Origin of the sequence: Lachnoclostridium edouardi, from assembly GCF_900240245.1 — a bacterium.
GTDB classification, from domain to species: domain Bacteria; phylum Bacillota; class Clostridia; order Lachnospirales; family Lachnospiraceae; genus Lachnoclostridium_A; species Lachnoclostridium_A edouardi.
The window spans coordinates 128,540-147,619 of sequence record NZ_OESQ01000001.1 but is presented as its reverse complement, the minus strand read 5'-3'; the positions used below and the strand labels follow the sequence as shown (position 1 = coordinate 147,619).

21 protein-coding genes are annotated in these 19,080 nt (G+C 38.7%); 7 read left to right on the top strand and 14 right to left on the bottom strand.

Features of this window, described 5'->3' with window-relative positions; all coding sequences use genetic code 11:
- The first annotated feature begins 6 nt into the window (after positions 1–6).
- The 5 genes from C1A07_RS00685 (at position 7) to C1A07_RS00665 (ending at position 5,863) form a co-directional block, all read left to right on the top strand.
- Positions 7–1,818, top strand: a complete 1,812-nt coding sequence (locus C1A07_RS00685) for a C40 family peptidase (RefSeq protein ID WP_101875394.1) — start codon at positions 7–9, stop codon at positions 1,816–1,818.
- A 6-nt stretch (positions 1,819–1,824) separates the two neighbouring features.
- The gene (locus C1A07_RS00680) at positions 1,825–3,330 is read left to right on the top strand and encodes an LCP family protein (protein WP_101875393.1); all 1,506 of its coding nucleotides are present in this window, start codon (positions 1,825–1,827) and stop codon (positions 3,328–3,330) included.
- A gap of 200 nt (positions 3,331–3,530) precedes the next feature.
- Positions 3,531–4,259, top strand: a complete 729-nt coding sequence (locus C1A07_RS00675; protein WP_101875392.1) for a tRNA lysidine(34) synthetase — start codon at positions 3,531–3,533, stop codon at positions 4,257–4,259.
- 53 nt (positions 4,260–4,312) lie between these two features.
- Positions 4,313–5,377 (top strand): tyrosine-type recombinase/integrase, encoded by a 1,065-nt coding sequence (locus C1A07_RS00670; protein WP_101875391.1) that lies wholly within the window; start codon positions 4,313–4,315, stop codon positions 5,375–5,377.
- A 39-nt stretch (positions 5,378–5,416) separates the two neighbouring features.
- On the top strand, positions 5,417–5,863 hold the full coding sequence (locus tag C1A07_RS00665) for a PH domain-containing protein (RefSeq protein WP_242972215.1): 447 nt from the start codon (positions 5,417–5,419) through the stop codon (positions 5,861–5,863).
- 140 nt (positions 5,864–6,003) lie between these two features.
- Here C1A07_RS00665 and C1A07_RS00660 read toward each other — a convergent pair whose 3' ends face one another.
- Complete coding sequence (locus C1A07_RS00660; RefSeq protein WP_101875390.1) at positions 6,004–7,938, bottom strand: elongation factor G; 1,935 nt, start codon at positions 7,936–7,938, stop codon at positions 6,004–6,006.
- A 92-nt stretch (positions 7,939–8,030) separates the two neighbouring features.
- Positions 8,031–8,318, bottom strand: a complete 288-nt coding sequence (locus tag C1A07_RS00655; protein WP_101877984.1) for a LysM peptidoglycan-binding domain-containing protein — start codon at positions 8,316–8,318, stop codon at positions 8,031–8,033.
- Positions 8,319–8,502: 184 nt separating this feature from the next.
- Between C1A07_RS00655 and lexA the strand changes: the two genes are divergently transcribed.
- Complete coding sequence (gene lexA, locus C1A07_RS00650; RefSeq protein ID WP_101875389.1) at positions 8,503–9,120, top strand: transcriptional repressor LexA; 618 nt, start codon at positions 8,503–8,505, stop codon at positions 9,118–9,120.
- Between the two features lie 153 nt (positions 9,121–9,273).
- On the opposite strand, the gene rsfS is transcribed toward lexA, so the two are convergent.
- From rsfS to rplU, 8 genes are all read right to left on the bottom strand, one after another.
- Positions 9,274–9,627: a ribosome silencing factor gene (gene rsfS, locus C1A07_RS00645; RefSeq protein ID WP_101875388.1), complete on the bottom strand. Its 354-nt coding sequence runs from the start codon at positions 9,625–9,627 to the stop codon at positions 9,274–9,276.
- Positions 9,627–10,217: a bis(5'-nucleosyl)-tetraphosphatase (symmetrical) YqeK gene (gene yqeK / locus C1A07_RS00640; RefSeq protein ID WP_101875387.1), complete on the bottom strand. Its 591-nt coding sequence runs from the start codon at positions 10,215–10,217 to the stop codon at positions 9,627–9,629. The genes rsfS and yqeK overlap by 1 nt, the downstream gene beginning before the upstream one ends.
- Positions 10,210–10,833, bottom strand: coding sequence for a nicotinate-nucleotide adenylyltransferase (gene nadD, locus C1A07_RS00635; RefSeq protein ID WP_101875386.1), 624 nt, complete (start codon positions 10,831–10,833; stop codon positions 10,210–10,212). The genes yqeK and nadD overlap by 8 nt, the downstream gene beginning before the upstream one ends.
- Before the next feature lie 50 nt (positions 10,834–10,883).
- Positions 10,884–11,180 (bottom strand): ribosome assembly RNA-binding protein YhbY, encoded by a 297-nt coding sequence (gene yhbY, locus C1A07_RS00630; RefSeq protein ID WP_101877983.1) that lies wholly within the window; start codon positions 11,178–11,180, stop codon positions 10,884–10,886.
- A 13-nt stretch (positions 11,181–11,193) separates the two neighbouring features.
- Positions 11,194–12,483 (bottom strand): GTPase ObgE, encoded by a 1,290-nt coding sequence (gene obgE, locus C1A07_RS00625; RefSeq protein WP_101875385.1) that lies wholly within the window; start codon positions 12,481–12,483, stop codon positions 11,194–11,196.
- Between the two features lie 74 nt (positions 12,484–12,557).
- Positions 12,558–12,848 (bottom strand): 50S ribosomal protein L27, encoded by a 291-nt coding sequence (gene rpmA, locus C1A07_RS00620; protein ID WP_101875384.1) that lies wholly within the window; start codon positions 12,846–12,848, stop codon positions 12,558–12,560.
- 3 nt (positions 12,849–12,851) lie between these two features.
- Positions 12,852–13,181, bottom strand: coding sequence for a ribosomal-processing cysteine protease Prp (locus C1A07_RS00615; RefSeq protein ID WP_101875383.1), 330 nt, complete (start codon positions 13,179–13,181; stop codon positions 12,852–12,854).
- Positions 13,182–13,191: 10 nt separating this feature from the next.
- Complete coding sequence (gene rplU, locus C1A07_RS00610) at positions 13,192–13,500, bottom strand: 50S ribosomal protein L21 (protein WP_101875382.1); 309 nt, start codon at positions 13,498–13,500, stop codon at positions 13,192–13,194.
- A gap of 289 nt (positions 13,501–13,789) precedes the next feature.
- On the opposite strand from rplU, the gene C1A07_RS00605 reads away from it, so the two are divergent.
- Entirely contained in the window at positions 13,790–14,098 is a 309-nt protein-coding gene (locus tag C1A07_RS00605; RefSeq protein WP_101875381.1) for a PadR family transcriptional regulator, read from the top strand.
- On the opposite strand, the gene C1A07_RS00600 is transcribed toward C1A07_RS00605, so the two are convergent.
- The 4 genes from C1A07_RS00600 to C1A07_RS00585 are packed head-to-tail and all read right to left on the bottom strand — an operon-like array spanning position 14,093 to position 18,737.
- The gene (locus tag C1A07_RS00600) at positions 14,093–14,863 is read right to left on the bottom strand and encodes an alpha/beta hydrolase (RefSeq protein WP_145996023.1); all 771 of its coding nucleotides are present in this window, start codon (positions 14,861–14,863) and stop codon (positions 14,093–14,095) included. The two genes, C1A07_RS00605 and C1A07_RS00600, sit on opposite strands and share 6 nt — an antisense overlap.
- 24 nt (positions 14,864–14,887) lie before the next feature.
- Positions 14,888–16,099 (bottom strand): ribonuclease E/G, encoded by a 1,212-nt coding sequence (locus C1A07_RS00595; RefSeq protein ID WP_101875379.1) that lies wholly within the window; start codon positions 16,097–16,099, stop codon positions 14,888–14,890.
- A gap of 45 nt (positions 16,100–16,144) precedes the next feature.
- A complete protein-coding gene (locus tag C1A07_RS00590; RefSeq protein WP_101875378.1) occupies positions 16,145–16,885 on the bottom strand; it encodes a TIGR03936 family radical SAM-associated protein in 741 nt (246 codons plus the stop codon).
- Positions 16,869–18,737 (bottom strand): TIGR03960 family B12-binding radical SAM protein, encoded by a 1,869-nt coding sequence (locus C1A07_RS00585; RefSeq protein WP_101877982.1) that lies wholly within the window; start codon positions 18,735–18,737, stop codon positions 16,869–16,871. Before C1A07_RS00585 ends, C1A07_RS00590 begins: the two co-directional genes overlap by 17 nt.
- Positions 18,738–19,080 lie beyond the last annotated feature (343 nt).

The window sequence follows — 19,080 nt, the reverse complement described above, 5'->3', positions numbered from 1 at the left end:
GTACAAATGAATGCTATAAACCCAAAAGAAAAAATTAAAGATTGTATATGCAAATCTGATTCACTAAAAAAATTATTAAAATTCCCATTGTCCGCCCAAGCTGTTTCTGCTGTTTTTATGCTGGCTGCCGGAGGTGTTTCTATTGGAATTTCAGCATTATATGTTCCTCAGGAAACAGATGGACAGCTTGTTATAGGCGTTTATGATCAGGCCGCTGATCAGTTTTCTTCTGTACCGGAAGCTGCATTAAATTTTGAACTTCCGGAAGTATTTGTTCCAGAACCAGAAAAACTGAATCTGGCATATTGCTTTAGTCCAGATTCTGATACGACTAATGTTATGGACAGTAAGGCAGGACAAATCTATCAAAGTCTATCCATCATGGATGCAGATTGGCTGGATAATATATACAACATATCTGGAATGACCCCGGAAAAATTGGCTGAAAAGCTTGGACTTCCCAGGCAGTCTGTAATCGGCAAATACAATAAAAGAGATGAACGCCATCAGAAAGAGAACCCTGATACCTGGACAGTAAATGCCTGGAAAAATGTTAATATAGCTGTTTATGATGGAAACGGCAGGAGAGTCAGCGGTACTTCAAATGTAAAAGAAATTTTATCTATGGCAAGTGTTTTTACATACTTTCAGGATTATGAGGATGAAACAACCTTCTTGCAATATGCAAAGGATCTGTGGAAAAATTCTCATTCTTATCAGATCTCCATTGGCGACATTTATTATTGTGACGGATGTCTGAACAAATCTGAGGAAGAAGCCTTAGAAGAGGATTTGGCTGCAGAAGTTTTGGCAGAAGAGGCTGCCCAAAAGGAGATTGCTTCCAATTCAAATGATAGTTCTGAGCAACCAGAAACCTCAACTGATTCTCAATCTTCAACTTCTGCTGAAACTACAGATAATTCTTCAGATTCTACATCTGAGAGCACAGCTTCCGTATCTGCATATGCGTTAGCATCTTCTTCAGAGGCCAGCGGCCCTGGCATGGATATTATGACTATTTCAGAAGATGGGGAAGAAAAAATAGTTAAAATATCTGAATATGTTCAGGAATCCTCAGAGACAATTGATGAAACTGAAGAAGTATTATGCCCTGGCCATATTGATTTAAATATTACTATAAATATAACTGGCATAACCGGCACACACTCCTTGTTTTCTTTAGATAACCATCCTGGTGACCCTGACAGCGGCTGGCCAGGATGGACAGAGGAGACTATGGCTTATGCAGCCAATTTAAGCGCTCAGGATTGGATGGAAAACTATGGGCTGACAATCTCCAATATTTCTTTGAAAAATCCTATGAGTCAGGAGGAAATCCAGAAATATATGGATCTTATTCCAAATGACACTTCACAGATCAGGAAAGATATTATACGATTTGCTCTTGATTCTGTAGGAAGAGTTCCATACTATTGGGGAGGTAAGCCTGGGGCAAAAGGATATACCGGCAATGCCTTTGGATCTATTATTGAACCTGATTACAAGGGCAGGATTTTAAAAGGGTTAGACTGTTCTGGATGGATTAATTGGGTATATTGGTCTGTCACAAATAAACGTCTTCCAGCTGAAAGCACTACAGGCCTGGCAGCCTCCGGCACTGCCATAAATAGGCAGGATTTACAACCTGGAGATATTATCGTACGCTTAGGCGGGGAATCCGGACATGTAGTTATGTTTTTGGCCTGGACAGAAAATGACAGTATGATTTGTATTCACGAAAGCAGCGCCGCTGTTGGAAATGTAGCAGTCAGTGTAATGGATGCAAACTGGAAATACTATAGAAAATTAGTGGAGTAAAAAAATATGAGCTATGATTATGAAGATGAATTAGAGCGGATGAAAAAAAGAAGACAGCAGCGCAGAAGACAAGAGTCTGATTTTATCAGCGCCCATCAGGAGGAGTTTGAAAACAGGAAAATCAGACACTCCAAAGCGATACGGCGAAAACGGCGCAGAAAACGAATTTTTCTCATTGTGGAGATTCTGGCTCTTTTTATATTAGCCAGCGTGATTTTTTCTGTTATACGGGACAAAAAAGATAATGGTTATTGGACCATCGCTGTATTTGGTGTAGATTCCAGGGATGGAAAGCTGGGAAAAGGCGCTTTATCCGACGTGGAAATGATTTGTAATATTAATAAAGCTACTGGAGAAATACAACTGGTTTCCGTGTTCAGAGATACTTATTTAAAAATCAGCCCAGACGGTGAGTACCATAAAATTAATGAAGCTTACTTTAAAGGCGGTCCAAGTCAGGCAGTCAATGCTTTAGAGGAAAATCTGGACCTTCAGATCGACAGCTACGCCACATTTAACTGGAAAGCTGTAGTAGATGCAATTAATATCCTAGGCGGCATTGATCTGGAAATCGCAGATTCTGAATTTGCTTATATTAACTCATTTATTACAGAAACTGTTAACTCTACAGGAGTTGGCTCCTACCAATTAGATCATGCCGGAATGAATCATCTGGACGGTGTGCAGGCTGTGGCATATGCCAGATTAAGGCTGATGGACACTGATTTTAACAGAACTGCCAGACAGCGAAAAGTAGTAGAACTGGCAATGGAAAAAGCAAAACAGGCAGATTGGTCTGTCAGATATAATATCCTTGTCACAGTGCTGCCACAGATTTCTACAGATATTGGCATTGATGATCTGATACCAATGGCAAAGCAAATGGGAGATTACCATATTACAGAAACTACCGGCTTCCCATTCTCCAGAACTACTATGAAAATTGATAGAAGGGATTGTGTAGTTGCTACAACCTTGGAAAGTAATGTAATACAGCTTCACCAATTACTATTTGGCGACGAGAATTATACTCCATCATCAGAAGTGAAAAAAATCAGCAAAAAGATTTCTGAATTAAGCGGTATCTCCGAACCTGGAGAAAATGCACCAGCTATCGGCACTGGAGGCGGAACCTCCTCTAATAAGCCTCAAACGCCTCAGGAAACAACTCCTGAGCCAACAGAAGAGCCTTCCACTGAAGAAGAAACTTCTGCTGAAGAAACTGTAGAGGAGACGGAGAGCATAGAGGAAACAAGTACTGAAGAAGAGGAAACAGATGAGGAAAACTTCGGACCTGGAACAAATTTAGGCCCGGCAAATCCTGTTACACCTGATTCTCCGTTGGAAACTACACCTGAACATACTTCTGAGCCATCAGAAAAACCTACAGCCTCTGTACAGCCAGAATCATCTGCGCCAGTAGAAAAACCTACGGAACCTTCAGCTGTACCTTCTGGACCAGAAAGTCCGGAAAATAATTCTGCTGAAAATGTTGGCCCTGGAGTGATGTAAATGTATATGGGCTAAACTATTCGTTAAACTATTCTTTCGCGAATAGTTTGAAGTATATGTATCTTTCATGTAACTGGGCTATTGAATCTCCTTTCTTTCATAGCCCAGTTACTTATATCGCCTAAAGTGCCTAAAACACAGGCACTAAGTGCTCATAACAATAAAAAATTAGAACTATAAGAAAGGTTATACAATATTCTATGGATTTACAACGATTAATGAGTCTAACTCGCCAAGCAATTGATAAATATAATATGATTGAACCTGGTGATCATATTGCTGTAGGAATTTCCGGCGGCAAAGACAGTCTGACCCTTTTATATGCCTTACATGGATTACAGCGTTTTTATCCTAAACCTTTTTCACTTTCTGCAATTACTGTAGATCTTGGACTGGGAAATTTAGATTTAGAACCTGTTAAAAATCTGTGTGACAATTTATCTATTCCTTACTCAATACTTTCTACAGAAATCGGTAATATTTTATTTGAATCACGGAAAGAAACAAACCCATGTTCTTTATGTGCAAAAATGCGCAAAGGCGCTTTAAATGAGGAGGCAAAAAAACTGGGATGTAATAAAATTGCTTATGCCCACCATAAAGAAGATTTAATTGAAACAATGCTCATGTCTTTAATTTATGAGGGACGTTTTTTCTCCTTCTCTCCCATCACCTATCTGGACCGCATGGATCTTACGGTAATACGTCCTATAATTTATGTTCCAGAAGCTGATGTAATCGGATTTCAGAGAAAATATCAGCTTCCTGTATGCAAAAATCCCTGCCCTGTTGATGGCCACACCAAACGCGAATATGTAAAGCTCCTGACTAAACAGTTAGAACAAGAAAATCCTGGAGTAAAAAGCCGCTTTTTCCATGCTATTATTGAAGGACAAATTCCTGGATGGCCTGCTAAAGCAAATAAATAAAGTTACTTTTTAGAAATCTCTAAACCTTATTAATATCTGGAGGAATTATAACAATGAACAGTTTACCATACCATGAACAGCAGGATATTGAAAATATAAAAAAGCTGCGGGAATTAATAAAATCACTTCCCCTCTTCTGCTCTGATTTTTTCCGTGGAATTGAACAAAGGACTTCCTCTCGCACCAGAATTGCCTATGCTTATGACTTAAATGTATTTTTTCACTTTTTACAGGAAGAAAATCCAGTGATCGCCAAATTAAGCATGTCTGAAATCACTTTAGAGCATATAGATTCTCTTACTGTAACTGATATGGAAGAATATATGGAATATTTAAAATACCGTTTGAATGATGATAATAGACACATTATTAATAAAGAACGAGGAATTATGAGGAAAATATCCTCATTAAAAAGCTTTTATAATTATTATTACCAAAATGAAAGCATCAAAAATAATCCAGCAGCATTAGTAAAACTGCCTAAACTCCACGAAAAGGATATTATACGTTTAGATATAGATGAGGTGGCCTCTCTTTTAGACGAGGTGGAGCAAGGTGATTCTTTAACCTTAAAGCAAAAAACATACCATAAAAAAACTAAAGTACGCGATCTGGCTTTACTTACACTGCTTCTGGGCACTGGAATCCGAGTTTCAGAATGTGTAGGGCTTAATATAAATGATATTGACTCTAAAAATAATGGAATACGAATTCATAGAAAAGGTGGTAAAGAAGTAACTGTTTATTTTGGTGACGAAGTAGAAAAAGCTCTATCCAATTATTTAAATGAACGTAATACAATAATCCCAGAAGCTGGACATGAGGATGCTCTTTTTTTATCTCTGCAAAAGAAACGAATGTCTGTGAAAAGTATTGAAAATTTAGTAAAAAAATATGCGCAGCTGATTACCCCCTTAAAAAAGATAACTCCCCATAAGCTTCGCAGTACTTATGGAACTAGTTTATATAGAGAAACTGGAGATATTTATCTTGTAGCTGATGTTCTAGGACACTCTGATGTAAACACTACCAAAAAGCATTATGCTGCATTGGAGGATGAACGTCGGCGCAGTGCGCGAAATAAAGTTATTTTACGTGAAAAAAATACTAAAGAGTGATATAGTTAACTATATATAAAATTATGGGAGGTTTTACTTATGGCTGAATCACAAAACATGTCCAGTCCGATTATCTGGCAGGATCGGAAGCACCATTTATGGTTTCCCTGGAGCTTTACAAAATATTACATACAAGATGAACGGCTTATGATAAAACAAGGGTTATTTAGCACAACCTTAGATGAAACTCTTTTATACAGGATTGTAGATATTACTATGGTCCAAAGTCTAGGCGGTAAAATATTCGGAACGGGAAACATTATATTAAAAACCAAGGTTGACCATACCCCTGAAATTATCTTGTGTAATATATCAAAACCCCTGGAAATCCGCACTCTTATCTCCTCTTTAGTAGAAGAAAGCAGAAAAACCAGAAATGTAGTTGGAAAAGAATTTTACGGACAGAACGACGGGCACAATCATATAGACTTAAATAATGACGGTTATTGCGATATTGATAATGAATATACTGACAGTCACCAATAATCTACACAAGTTTTATATTCTATAAGGATTTTATATTAATCCTCTATAGAATATAAAACTTTTTTAATTTCCAGGAAACCTTGTCTCCGGTGAATCAAAAGTTACCAACGTCTGCACGCTTGCTTATGCTGTCAGCGCTTTTATCTAAAATAATGCATATAATTTTCTGCCTCATACCAATTTACAACGTACGATGTTCCTTTCGCACAAAAAACAGAACAGGACGGATTATCTATATCTCCATCTGGATCATAGTCTCTTGCTTTAATAACCTCATCTGGATTGTGACAGGGGTGATAACCAGCAAATCGAAAGCTGATCTGCCCCCTTCCTCCGCTGAAGGAAGCAATTTCCTCCCCGTAATTTACAAATGAAGCTACAGATCCTTTACCACTGATAATAGCCAGACCGTTTTTTATATCTGGTGCTTGAAAAGAACCAGAATATTTTGTTATATCATTCATTACACGCCCAACATGTTCTTGAGCTATTTTTATTGTAAATGCATAATATGGCTCTAAAATCAGGCTGTCAGCCTTCATAAGCCCCTGGCGAATAGCCCGATATAAGGCCTCTCTAAAGTCGCCTCCTTCCGTATGCTTAATATGGGCCCTCCCCCATATCAAAATTATGTGTATATCTGTTAGCTCTGATCCGGTCAATACTCCCCTATGCTTTTTCTCAAAAACGTGAGTTTTTATTAGATTCTGAAAATTCAACGCTAATGTATCTACATGGCATTCACTAGAAAATGTAATTCCAGATCCTAAAACCCCGGGTTCCAGGCGAACTGCCACCTCTGCATAATGTCTTAACGGCTCAAAATGCCCATGGCCTGTGACTGGCCCTGATATAGTCTCTAAATATACTACCTGTGGCTGTGCAAAGGTAATTTCCACCCCAAATCTTTTTAATACAGCCGCTTTTAAAATCTCCAGCTGAATTTTTCCCATAATATGAATTTTCAGCTGTTTCAGCGAAGCTTCCCACTGACAAAACAGCATTGGATCTTCCTCTTCTAAAATGTGAAATATCTCAACGATTGCCTTGTCACTAATATCAGTTTCGTATAGAACCTTAGCCTGAAGAGTGGGCATAATACGATTTACTTGCTGCTGTTCAGATCCTGATTCTCCCAGCCCCATTCCTGAATAGCTGTTCTTTAAGCCTGTCACAGCTACAATATCTCCAGCTGATGCCTCCTGGCTGACAATATATTTTTCTCCATTATAAAACCGGATTTGATTTATTTTCTGTCCGTCTAAAATCGGTTCCTTTACATGAATTTTCCCACTGGTAATCTTTAGAAAGGTCTGCCTTTCCTTTTGTTCATCATATCTGATCTTAATAACCTTTCCCGCAAATGGTAAGCTATTATCATAATCAGTCCGTGTAAGGCTGGAAAAAATCTGAAGAAACTTTTCTACCCCCTGCCCTGTAGCCGCAGCCCCGCCTAAACATGGAAAAATATTCTCCTCTTGAATCAGACGAATAATTTCATCCCTTATTTCATCAAAGCACAAGTTTCCCTCAATAAACTGGTCTAAAATATCTTCTCTGGTCTCAGCCGCTGCAGCTGCAATTTCTTCAGAAATCTCAGAAAATATATTTGTAAAATCCATGATTTCCCTTGAAAAACTATCCTTTAATTCCCCAATAGTTTTTTCATAATCTGCAGTCTCTCTATCCAATTTATTAATAAACAAAAAGGTGGGTACATGATACTCTCTTAAAAGACCCCAAATGGTCTCTGTATGGCCTTGTATTCCATCTGTTCCATCAATTAAAAGAACAGCATAATCTAATGCCTCCAATACTCTTTCCAGTTCCGTAGAGAAATCCACATGACCTGGCGTGTCTATTAAACAGTACTGATTATTGTTTAAAACAAAAGAGGCTTGTTCAGAAAAAACTGTAATTCCCCTCTCCCGCTCTACATCATTATAATCTAAAAAGCTATTTTGTTTATTTACACTTCCCAGACTTCGTATTGTGTTAGTCAAATATAATATTTGTTCTGATAAAGTGGTCTTTCCGGCATCTACATGAGCCAGAATGCCAAATGTAATTTTCATGTGTATACCTCAGGTTAAAAAATATAATAAAAATCGTGTATTTTAAGAACGTCCTTAGTATACCACATTTATCATTATCCGGAAACTGGCAATTATTCATCCTTAAAATATACTACAGTTAAATGCTGTCCTGCATGAATCGTATCACTTTTTAAGCGATTAATAGAAATCAGTTCATCTACATAATCTGCTGTATCTCCTTCTTTACAGTAATCATTGGCAATGCTCCACAGACTGTCTCCAGACTGAATCACTATGCTTTTATAGTAACGTGGTTCTATCTCCTTCTCTCCTGCCATTACATTTAAAATAGATTTACCAAAAAAACTAGAACTAGCTAAAACACAAAAAGCTAAAATAAATAATACACACTTTTTCATATTGTTTTCCCCCTTTGTAAAATCCAGAACACACTTTCCAAACAAATGTTCTTCTCATGGTTCTAATTATAATTTCAGAACATATGTTTGTCAATAGGTTTTCAAAAATATCGAACAAAGGTTTGCATTTTTGTCAAATATATGATACTATATACAAAAGAAGAATTTTTCGGGAGGAACATCAATGGCACAGGGAAGAATTACAGCTAAACAGCTGGAAATTTTAGAATATATTAAAGAAACCGTATTAAAGAAAGGCTATCCGCCTGCTGTGCGGGAGATTTGCGAGGCAGTACATTTAAAATCCACTTCCTCTGTTCATTCCCATCTGGAGACACTTGAGAAAAACGGTTATATCCGCCGCGATCCTACAAAACCGCGCACGATTGAAATTATTGATGATGACTTCAATCTGTCACGCCGTGAAGTAGTTCAGGTTCCTATGATTGGAACTGTAGCTGCAGGCCAACCTATTTTAGCCGAACAAAATATTACTGATTATTTTCCTATTCCAGTAGAGATGCTGCCTAATACTGAAATCTTTATGTTAAAGGTAAAAGGTGACAGTATGATTAACAAAGGTATTTTTGATGGAGATAATGTAATTGTCAGATCTCAGTCCACAGCTGAAAATGGAGAGATGGTAGTCGCTCTTATAGATGACTCCTCCACTGTAAAAACATATTATAAGGAAGAAAATTATTACCGGCTTCAGCCTGAAAATGATACTATGGAGCCTATTATAGTAGATAAGGTCACTATTTTAGGAAAAGTAATCGGTGTTCTGCGCTTTATGAATTAAGCAGCAATTAAGTTTACATAATTATTTTATGTAAATCAATCTGCACAGCGCGATATAAAATGCTTATAATATTCAAAAACCGTGTGGAGGCAAGTTTTAGTGTCCTTTACTCCACACGGCTTAGTTATAACATCTCTTTTTTATATTTCTTTTTTATAAATCTGCTACATCTATAATTGTTTTTCCATCTCTCCAAATTCTCTCCAGATCATAGAACAGACGGTCTTCTCTGCTGAAAATATGCACAATCATATCGCCATAATCTAAAAGAATCCAATTAGCTGTCTGATATCCTTCCACCTGTTTGCATTCAAATCCTTGTTTTCCAAGCATATCCTGAACATTGTCCGCCATCGCTTGAACCTGATTGCCATTAGAGCCATCAGCAATAATAAAATAATCAGCTAAAACAGACACTTCATGTATATCAATGATTTTAATGTCGCCGCCCTTTTTATCCTCTAAGGCAGCAACTGCTGTCTTTACCATCTCTTTTACACCAGCCATTATGCCTTCTTCCTTTCTTCTCTTATATTTTTATAATATTCATAAGCCTCTTTTGTCATTCGGTCAATACTTCCCCCTTTAGACTGAAGATAGATTAAAGTGCCCTGAAGAATCTGAAACATAGTTTCGTCCAAATCAGAAAATGCAAGCTGACGCATCTCTTCCAAATTACCAGCTTTATTTCTTCTAGGCTCAATGTAATCGGCAATATAAATAATCTTATCCAAAACATTCATATTAGCCTTTCCTGTAGTATGCCAGCGGATTGCAGATAAAATTTCCGGATCTGTAATACCATATCGGTGTTCTGCCAGCCATGCCCCATATTTAGCGTGAAGCACAGCCGGCGCCTTTAATTCATCATCCTCTAAATTCAGTTTATGTTTTCTGCATTTTTGTATTATTTCCGAATCCCCAAAACGTTTTGCACAGTCATGGAGCAATCCGGCCATCTCTGCCTTATCTAAGTCATATCCATAGCGCATGGCCAATGCCATGGCAGTAAAAGACACGCTTAAAGAATGCTCGTATCGCATAGGATTTAAGCGCTCCTGAAGCTTTTGCCTAAAAAAACCGATCTCCTCATTCATGTGATGATGCCTCCTCATACAAATGGTGTGTTTTAATATAATGAAAAACCTGTTCTGGTACATAAGGTTTTAAAGAGCCTCCTGCAGCGGCAATTTCCCTTAGCTCTCCAGAGGAAACAGCTATTTCTCTGGAATGAAGGCGATAAATTTTAGCATTATATTTTTCTTTTAAATACAAAATCTGATTTTTCATAGTTCTATGGGGACCGTCGTAATCTCTTCCTGCAACCAACAGCACAGTCTGCTCCATAACCTCCTGAGGATGATACCATGATTCAATTTCAAACAATGAATCTGCGCCGATAATAAAGCAAAAATCATGTTCTGGATATATTTCCTTTAAAAGCTTTAATGTCTGAGCGGTATAGCTGTTTCCAGAACGTTTCACTTCAAAATCAGAAAAAACAAAATAATCATAGCCTTGAATAGCCAGCTGAGTCATTTCACACCGTATATCTGCTTCAGTCACAATATGGTCTGTTTTATGAGGCGGCTGACCGGAGGGCATAAACCATACTTGGTCTAAATTGTACTCCTCATATGCCTGTTTTCCAATTAGTAGATGTCCATTGTGGATAGGATCAAAGGTGCCTCCCATAATACCAATTTTACTCATAATCAATTCCTCTGGCAGTAGAACTTATATTTGTCCTTCATCCTTGTTTGTTATTCAGGAAGTACTATTTTGCGCTTCTTTTCATCCCTGGCCGGTTTGTAAAGCACAATCTTTTTTCCTATTACCTGAACCACCTGAGAGTGTGTTCTCTCTGCCAGAATCTGAGCAATATTTTTTTCATCGTCCATACAATTTTTCAAAACAGTCAGTTTAATCAGCTCTCTGGCCTCTAAAGCCTCTGCTACTGCAGCTGTAAGCTCTGGCGTAACGCTGCCTTTGCCAATTTGGATGATAGAATCCATAGTCATTGCAAGTCCCTTTAAATGGGCTCTTTGTTTACTGGTCATATTCTGCTCCTTCTTATTTATAATAGTCAAATTCTAATCCATACATCCGGACAGTATCTCCCTCTCCAATACCTGCTTTTTCCAATTCTTCTAATATGCCGTTTTCTTTCAGGAAATTCTGGAAAAATACAAAGCCCTTTTCTGACTCTAAATTAGTATAGCCAAGCATTTTTTCAATTCTTGGACCCTCCACAACAAAAATATTATCCTCTGTTCGCTCCACTGTATATGGCAGAGATTCCATATTTCTGAGGGCCGCCGTATCAAATTCCTTTTCAAAAATAACAGGTGCCTGATCAACAGTCTGAAGCTTTCCATGAACAGCATATAATAACTCTTTAATTCCCTGACCTGTTACTCCGGAGATAGGATATACCGGGATTCCCTCTGGCTCAAATATCTTTTTCAGGCGTTCAATGGGATTTTCCTCTCCCTCTGCCTGATAAATAGAATCTATTTTGTTTGCAGCAATAATCTGCGGCCTCTCTAACAGCTGAGGATTATAGTTTTCCAGCTCTGCGTTAATTGCTTTAATATCCTCTACAGGATCTCTTCCCTCTGTAGAAGCTGCATCTACTACATGAACCAATACCTTTGTCCTCTCTATATGCCTGAGAAAATCAAAGCCTAAGCCAACTCCCTGGGAAGCTCCCTCAATTAATCCGGGGATATCAGCCATAACAAAGCCGCCTCCGTCTAAGTCTACTACACCCAAATGAGGATTCAATGTTGTAAAATGGTAATTGGCTACTTTCGGGCGGGCATTGCTGACTCTGGACAGCAATGTGGATTTTCCTACATTAGGAAAGCCTACCAGTCCCACGTCTGCAATCACCTTTAATTCCAGCTGTACCCACAATTCCTGACCTGGCTGGCCTGGCTGAGCGTATTTAGGAGCCTGCATCGTAGAGGTAGCATAGTTCATGTTGCCCAGACCTCCACGACCTCCCTGCAAAATAATTTCTCTTCTATTGTCACCGGACATATCGGCAATTACCTTGCCCGACTCAAATTCCTTTATTACTGTTCCCTCAGGAACCTTGATAATCAAATCGTCTGCACTGGCGCCAGAACAGCGTTTCTTTCCTCCCTGTTCCCCGTCCTTTGCAATATATTTACGAACATGACGGAAATCCGTCAATGTGTTAAGTCCATCGTCAATTTCAAATATAATATTTCCGCCGTTTCCGCCGTTTCCGCCGTCTGGTCCGCCGGCAGGAACATATAATTCTCTCCGAAAGCTTACGTGGCCGTCGCCGCCTTTTCCTGACTTAATAAATATCTTTGCTCTGTCAGCAAACATACATTCACCATGTTCCTTTCCTGTACTTATGCGAAAAATGGCTTCATACACAACCAGGTATGAAGCCATCAGGATTATTCGTTGATTGTTTTTGGGTATACAGAAACCTGTTTTTTGTCTCTGCCCTTTCTTTCAAATCTTACAACGCCGTCTACAGTTGCGAATAATGTATCATCGCCGCCTCTTCCAACGTTCAGACCTGGATGAATCTTAGTTCCGCGCTGTCTGTAAAGAATATTTCCAGCCAGTACGAACTGTCCATCTGCTCTCTTCGCACCTAATCTCTTAGACTCGGAATCTCTACCGTTCTTAGTAGATCCAACACCTTTTTTATGAGCGAATAACTGAAGGTTCATTTTTAACATAACTTACACCTCCTTGTATCGGATATTAATATATTCTGCTCCATAGCTTTCTCTGATATTTGTTATTCCAAGTACCAAAGACTTTACCAGAAGCCTTGATTCTGCGCTGACATCTCCTGTCAATTGAAAGGAAAGATATCCACCTTCATTTTCAGTCTCACAAGAGAACATGTCCTCTGTAAATTCTTCTATAGAATTTACTGTATTAATTGCCAATGCTGATACTGCAGAACAAATGATGTCAAAACCTTCCTCAGCATAACCGGCATGTCCTGATAACCGGACGCCGCGATATACATTCTCAGAATCTTTTAAAATAGTAACCTGAATCATAATCTTTTAATTAAGCATTGATCTTGTCAATCTTAACCTGAGTAAAGAGCTGTCTGTGACCATTTTTCTTATGGTAGCCAGTTTTTCTCTTATACTTGTAAACAACTACTTTTTTAGCTTTGCCTTCTTTTACTACAGAAGCTACAACTGTTGCTCCTTCTACAGTTGGGCAGCCAACTACTAATCCATCGTTGTTTACAGCAAGTACCTGGTCAAATGTAACTGTTTCTCCAGCTGCAACACCAAGCTTTTCTACTCTAATGATATCGCCTTCAGACACTTTGTACTGCTTTCCGCCAGTTGCAATAATTGCGTACATATGTGCACCTCCTATTATCATTACTCGCCAATTATGGTGTCTGGCAGCCAATGCTTCCAGAACTTACTAACCTCATTGTGCGGCATACCCAAATATAATAGCATTTCCACTTTACAATGTCAATCACTTTTTACTCCACTTATCTTAAAACTTCACGTCCACTTTTCTTTTCTACAAAATCTCCTTGAAAAGTCTAATATTCGATAATATAATATACATATAATATCGAATATCAATATTTAGGTTTCCAATATTCTTATTACAGTATTTTAAATGGAGGAAGCATTATATGGCCAGGGAACAATATCAGAGTTTGACAGAGCAAATGTATTATATACTTCTCTCACTTCTCTCCCCCAGATGCGGTTCAGAAATAACAGAAAAAGTGCTGGAAATTTCCCATGAGAGAATTTGTCTGAAGCCAGGAACCTTATATGCCCTTTTAAACACATTTGAAAAAGATGGTATTATTCAGGAAGTTAAAAGAGAAGGCAGAAAAAAGTATTATACTCTTACTTCTGTGGGAAACCATATGCTGAGGGAGGAATATAACCGTTTACAGCTTCTCGTTTTGGAGGGAAGCGCCTATTTATCATAATATATGAGAAAGGGACACTTCCAACGCTTTATTAAAAAACTGCCAATCATGCTTCCCCTCTATCTCTTTATAAGAAAAGTCAGGAATCCGTTGACTCATTTCTGCGGCAAACTGGCGATTGTCCTGTAAATAAGGATCTTCTGTTCCGCACAACGTATAAATTCTGGGAAATTTTTTCTGTTGTTTTTTAATTTGATCTGCCAGCCATAAAAGATCATCTTCTTTTTTATAATTTAATTCTGGACCAAAAGCCGCCTGAAAATCTTTTAAAATTCTCTGATCAGCAAGAAGTTTGTTTTCATTTTCTAGTATATCCTTTTTCAGGAATTGGCATACTGAGGAAAATGCCAGGCAAACTCCGAACATATCAGGTTTGGAAAGAGCACATTTTAATGCCCCGTATCCTCCCATAGAGCCGCCTATTATAATTCTGTCATTTCTGTTATCAGAAATATGAAACAGCTGTCTGCAAAGTTTTGGCAGTTCTTCTGAAATATATGTAAAGTAATCTAATCCATAAGCCATATCTGTATAAAAGCTTCTTCCTGCTTCCGGCATAACAAATAGAATATTAGACTTTTCTCCATATACAGGCAGCATAGTATTGTCAGTCCAGCTTCCATGATTTCCATAAAGACCATGCAGAACAATCCCTATTTTGTACGGCTTCTTTTGTTCTCTGTAAGAAAAATGAAAATCCCCCGGCCCCACAATTGTAATTCCAGTATCCATACCCAATACAGACGACTGTACTGTACCTCGCAAAATCACTGATTTTCTCCTTTATTCCTAGTGAAGTCCTGCCTGCTCATGTAAAGGACGTCTGATTTTCTTCCGTGTAATTTCCACTAAATTCAAAGGAGTGATATCTACAACCGTTGTCTTTACCTGATCCCTGGCACAGATTTCATTTAAACATTTCATTAATTTGTTTCTGTCTTCCTCCAGACTCATATCTATAAAATCTACAATAATTATGCCTGATAAATTCCTCAGACGAAGCTGTCTGCCGATTTCTTCAGCAGCCTCCAAATTAATTTTCATAATCGTCTCAGGAAGCGTTTTTTTTCCGTCATATTTACCTGTATTTACATCTATTACAGTCAAAGCCTCTGTATATTCAATAACCAGATACCCTCCTGATTTCAGCCATACCTTTGGAGAAAGAGCTTTTTCAACTGCCTCTTCCAGAGAATATAATTTATCTAAAGGAAGTAAGGGATCATCATAAAATTTAAGAAGCCTCAGCGCCTCCGGTTGGCTTTGTTCCATATATTGATAAAGCTGCTTATATATCTTGTCACAGTCTGTTATAATTTCATCTAAAAAACCTGTGTATGAGTCTCTTATAGCTGCCGTAAAAGCAGACGGAGCCTGATATAAACAGCTTCCCCATGTTCTGTGGGAAGCACTTTGAAGAATCTTTATGCACAAAGCTTTTAAATCAGAAAATTCTTGAAGCACCAGCGCCTCTTCAGCCTGATATGCATTAGTCCTGACTATAATTCCCCAGGAACCTTCCAGATTTTCAGCTATTTTTTGCTTTACCCTTTGTTTCCAAAGAGAATCATTAATTTTAGAAGAAAAGCCGATGCCTTTTTTTCCTGCTGTCAGCACACAATACTTCCCTGTAAAATTTAAGTTGGAAGTCAGCACCGGGGCCTTTGTTTTTACACTGTCCCTGGCAATCTGAACAATAATTTCATCTCCTGCCTTTAACGGCCGAAAGGAGGGGACAGAGTCTGCTTTCCCTCTGCCCGGCTCAGCGGCAAACAGATGTACCTTATTTTCAGTTAAGCTATAATAGCCTGTCTGCCCCTCTGCAAATTCTACAAAGGCAGCATTAATATTTTTAACAATATTTTTTACTTTGCCAATGTAAATATAGCCCAGAAAAGAATTTCCGTCCTCAGGCTCCAGAGAGATTTCTCCTATCTTTCCGTCTGTACAGACAGCAGTCATTATTTTATTCTGCCGCCTTGTTACAATTAATTTATTCAAAACCTCACCCTCTCTTCCTTCCGCCTATAATTTGCATGTAAATAACTAAATGCACATTTCATTTGAGACTTCATCTGCCTCAATCTCAGCTCCAAAATCCTCTAAAGGCACAAAGTCAGGTCCGTACACCTCTTCCCTCTGAACCTGAAAGGTAAAAGGCTGCAGTTCCTTGCCCATAAACTGAAAGCAAGCCTCCATCACCATTTCCGGCTTTAAGTTGTCAGAACTTCCTGTGGATACTCTCATAAATATACAAGGCTTCCCTGATTCTCTCTGAACCTCTCCCCATTTCATTTTATAAATCAGAGGCTTTAAGTCCAGTTCTCTTTCACCTTTTTTTGTTTTCTTTGTAACCACAATACTTTCCTGATCATAAAAGCTTTTCAATGACTGGAAAAACTCTTCTAAATCTTCTGGTTCATACCCGTCCCTGAAAACCAAAGTATAATCTGCAGTCTCCACTAAGGACATTGCGTTCTTTGCTTCCTCAGGAAGCCGACGGTAACTGAGAATCTGAAAGCCTTCCACCATAGCCTTATTTAACCTGTCCACCATTTCCCTTGAGCTGTCTGTGCTGTGCACATCAATGTCTAAATATTCTCCATTGCTGGTCAGACCTACTCCCAGAGGGGCTGCAAAGGACATGATCTGATGAGGGCTGAAGCCTTCACTATAACGAATGTCCACATCTGCCCTGCGAATCGCCTTTTGAAAATACCGCATAACGTCTAAATGGCCAATAAACTTCATGGCGCCTTGTTTTGCAAACTTAATTCTTATTTTCAAAGCAGACACCTCCTTTAAATTTCATTGCTCCGCAGGCAGAACATTTTTGACGGCAGTTTGGAGTAACCGTCTCTCCTAAGGCCTGTTTCCACTCTTTTACAAGAAATTCTTTTGAAACGCCGGCGTCAATAAAATCCCAGGGGAAGACTTCGTCTAAGGAGCGCTCTCTGGTAGTATAAAAATCAATAGACAAACCGCATGTTTCAAAGGCCTTTAACCAGATTTCATTGTGGAAATACTCTGACCAGGAATCAAATAAAGCACCGTTTTTATAAGCCTCTTCTATAACCTGTCCTACTTTTCTGTCTCCTCTTGCCAAAACCCCTTCTAAAACTGTTAGGTCAGCTTCATGCCAGTTATATTTCAGGCTTTTAAAGTTTTTCATTTCTCTGAATTTTTGGCGCACAATGGCAGCCCTCTCTAGAAACTCCTCTTTTGTACACATTCTGGCCCACTGAAATGGAGTAAAAGGCTTGGGAACAAAGAAGGATGAGCTGGCCACTACCTGCACCTTACCCTGTCTTTCCTGTTTTGGAATTTCATCATAATACGTTTCAGCCACCTTTTCAGACAGCAAGGCAATTCCCTCCATGTCCTCTTCTGTTTCTGTAGGAAGTCCCAGCATAAAATACAGTTTTACTCTGTTCCATCCGCCGTGAAAGGCCTCAGCTGCTCCCTTTAATATAATTTCCTCAGTTAATCCCTTATTAATAACATCTCTCAATCGTTGGGAACCAGCCTCAGGAGCAAATGTTAAGCTGCTTTTTTTCACATCTTGCACCTTGCTCATTACGTCTAAGGAAAACGCGTCTATTCTCAATGAAGGCAGGGAAATATTTACCCCCTTTCCCTTAAATTCCTCCATTAAAAATTGTATAATCCCCTCCAGCTGAGTATAATCGCTGGAGCTTAAAGAGCTTAAAGAAATCTCTTCATGGCCTGTGCTTTTTAACATTTTCCAGGCATAATCCTTTAAATATTCCAGGCTTCTTTCTCTCAAAGGCCTGTAAACACAGCCTGCCTGACAAAAACGGCAGCCTCTGATACATCCCCTCATAATTTCCAGCACTACTCTGTCCTGAGTAACCTTTATAAAAGGAACTAAAGGCTTTTCCACATAAGTAGCCTCATCCATATTCACTACCAGCTCTTTTGTAATAACCGGTTTTGCGTGGATATTTTCAGGCACAAAGCTTTCTATAGTCCCATCCTCTTTGTAAGTAACTGCATAAAGAGAGGGCACATATATTCCGGGAATCTCTGCCGCCAGCTCCAAAAATTCCTTTCTGGTTCTGCCCTCATGCTTACAGCTTTTGTAGCACTCCAGTAAGTCCCCGTAAACAGTTTCCCCCTCCCCAATATAAAACATATCAAAAAAAGGAGCTAACGGCTCTGGATTATAGGTGCAGGGGCCTCCTCCTATTACAATAGGGTCCTCCTTTGTTCTGTCCTCAGCGTGAAGAGGAATGCCTGCCAGATCTAATACCTGAAGAATATTGGTATAACACATTTCATACTGAATCGTGATTCCCAGGAAATCAAAATCCTTTACAGAATCCTGACTTTCCAAAGCAAATAAAGGTATTTGCTTCTTGCGCATAATTTGATCTAAGTCTGTCCACGGCGAAAATACACGTTCACAATATGTGTCTTCTCTTCTGTTGAACATATCGTAAAGTATCTGCATTCCCAAATGAGACATGCCGATTTCATAAACGTCGGGAAAACACATGGCAAAGCGGATGTCTACCTTTTTTGGATCTTTATTTATCATATTTACTTCTCCGCCGATGTAGCGGGCCGGCTGCTGAACAGAAAGCAGTATTTCATCGCTTAATGCTAATTTTCTCATTATATTTCCTTTTCTTCTTGTTGTTTTTTTACATGATTTTACTGTTTTTCTTACAATCGTTCCATGAAACAAAAGTGCTCTTTTTGCATTCTTTTCCTAAATTACAGTGCCTGCGAAAAGTCCTTATTTGCACTTTTTTGAAGCTAATTTTGCGCTCAAAAATGCTTCGTTACGACAATTTCATTTTAAACCTGTAAGACAGATGTTTTTGTTCATCAACCAGATGTAACTGGGTGTGATGGACGTTATTCGATAAAACAGTACGGAAAACTCTGTATAATTATAAAGGAGCTTACTCCGTTTCGTCAATGGAATTCTTACCGTTTTTCTCTCTTTCGCAAAG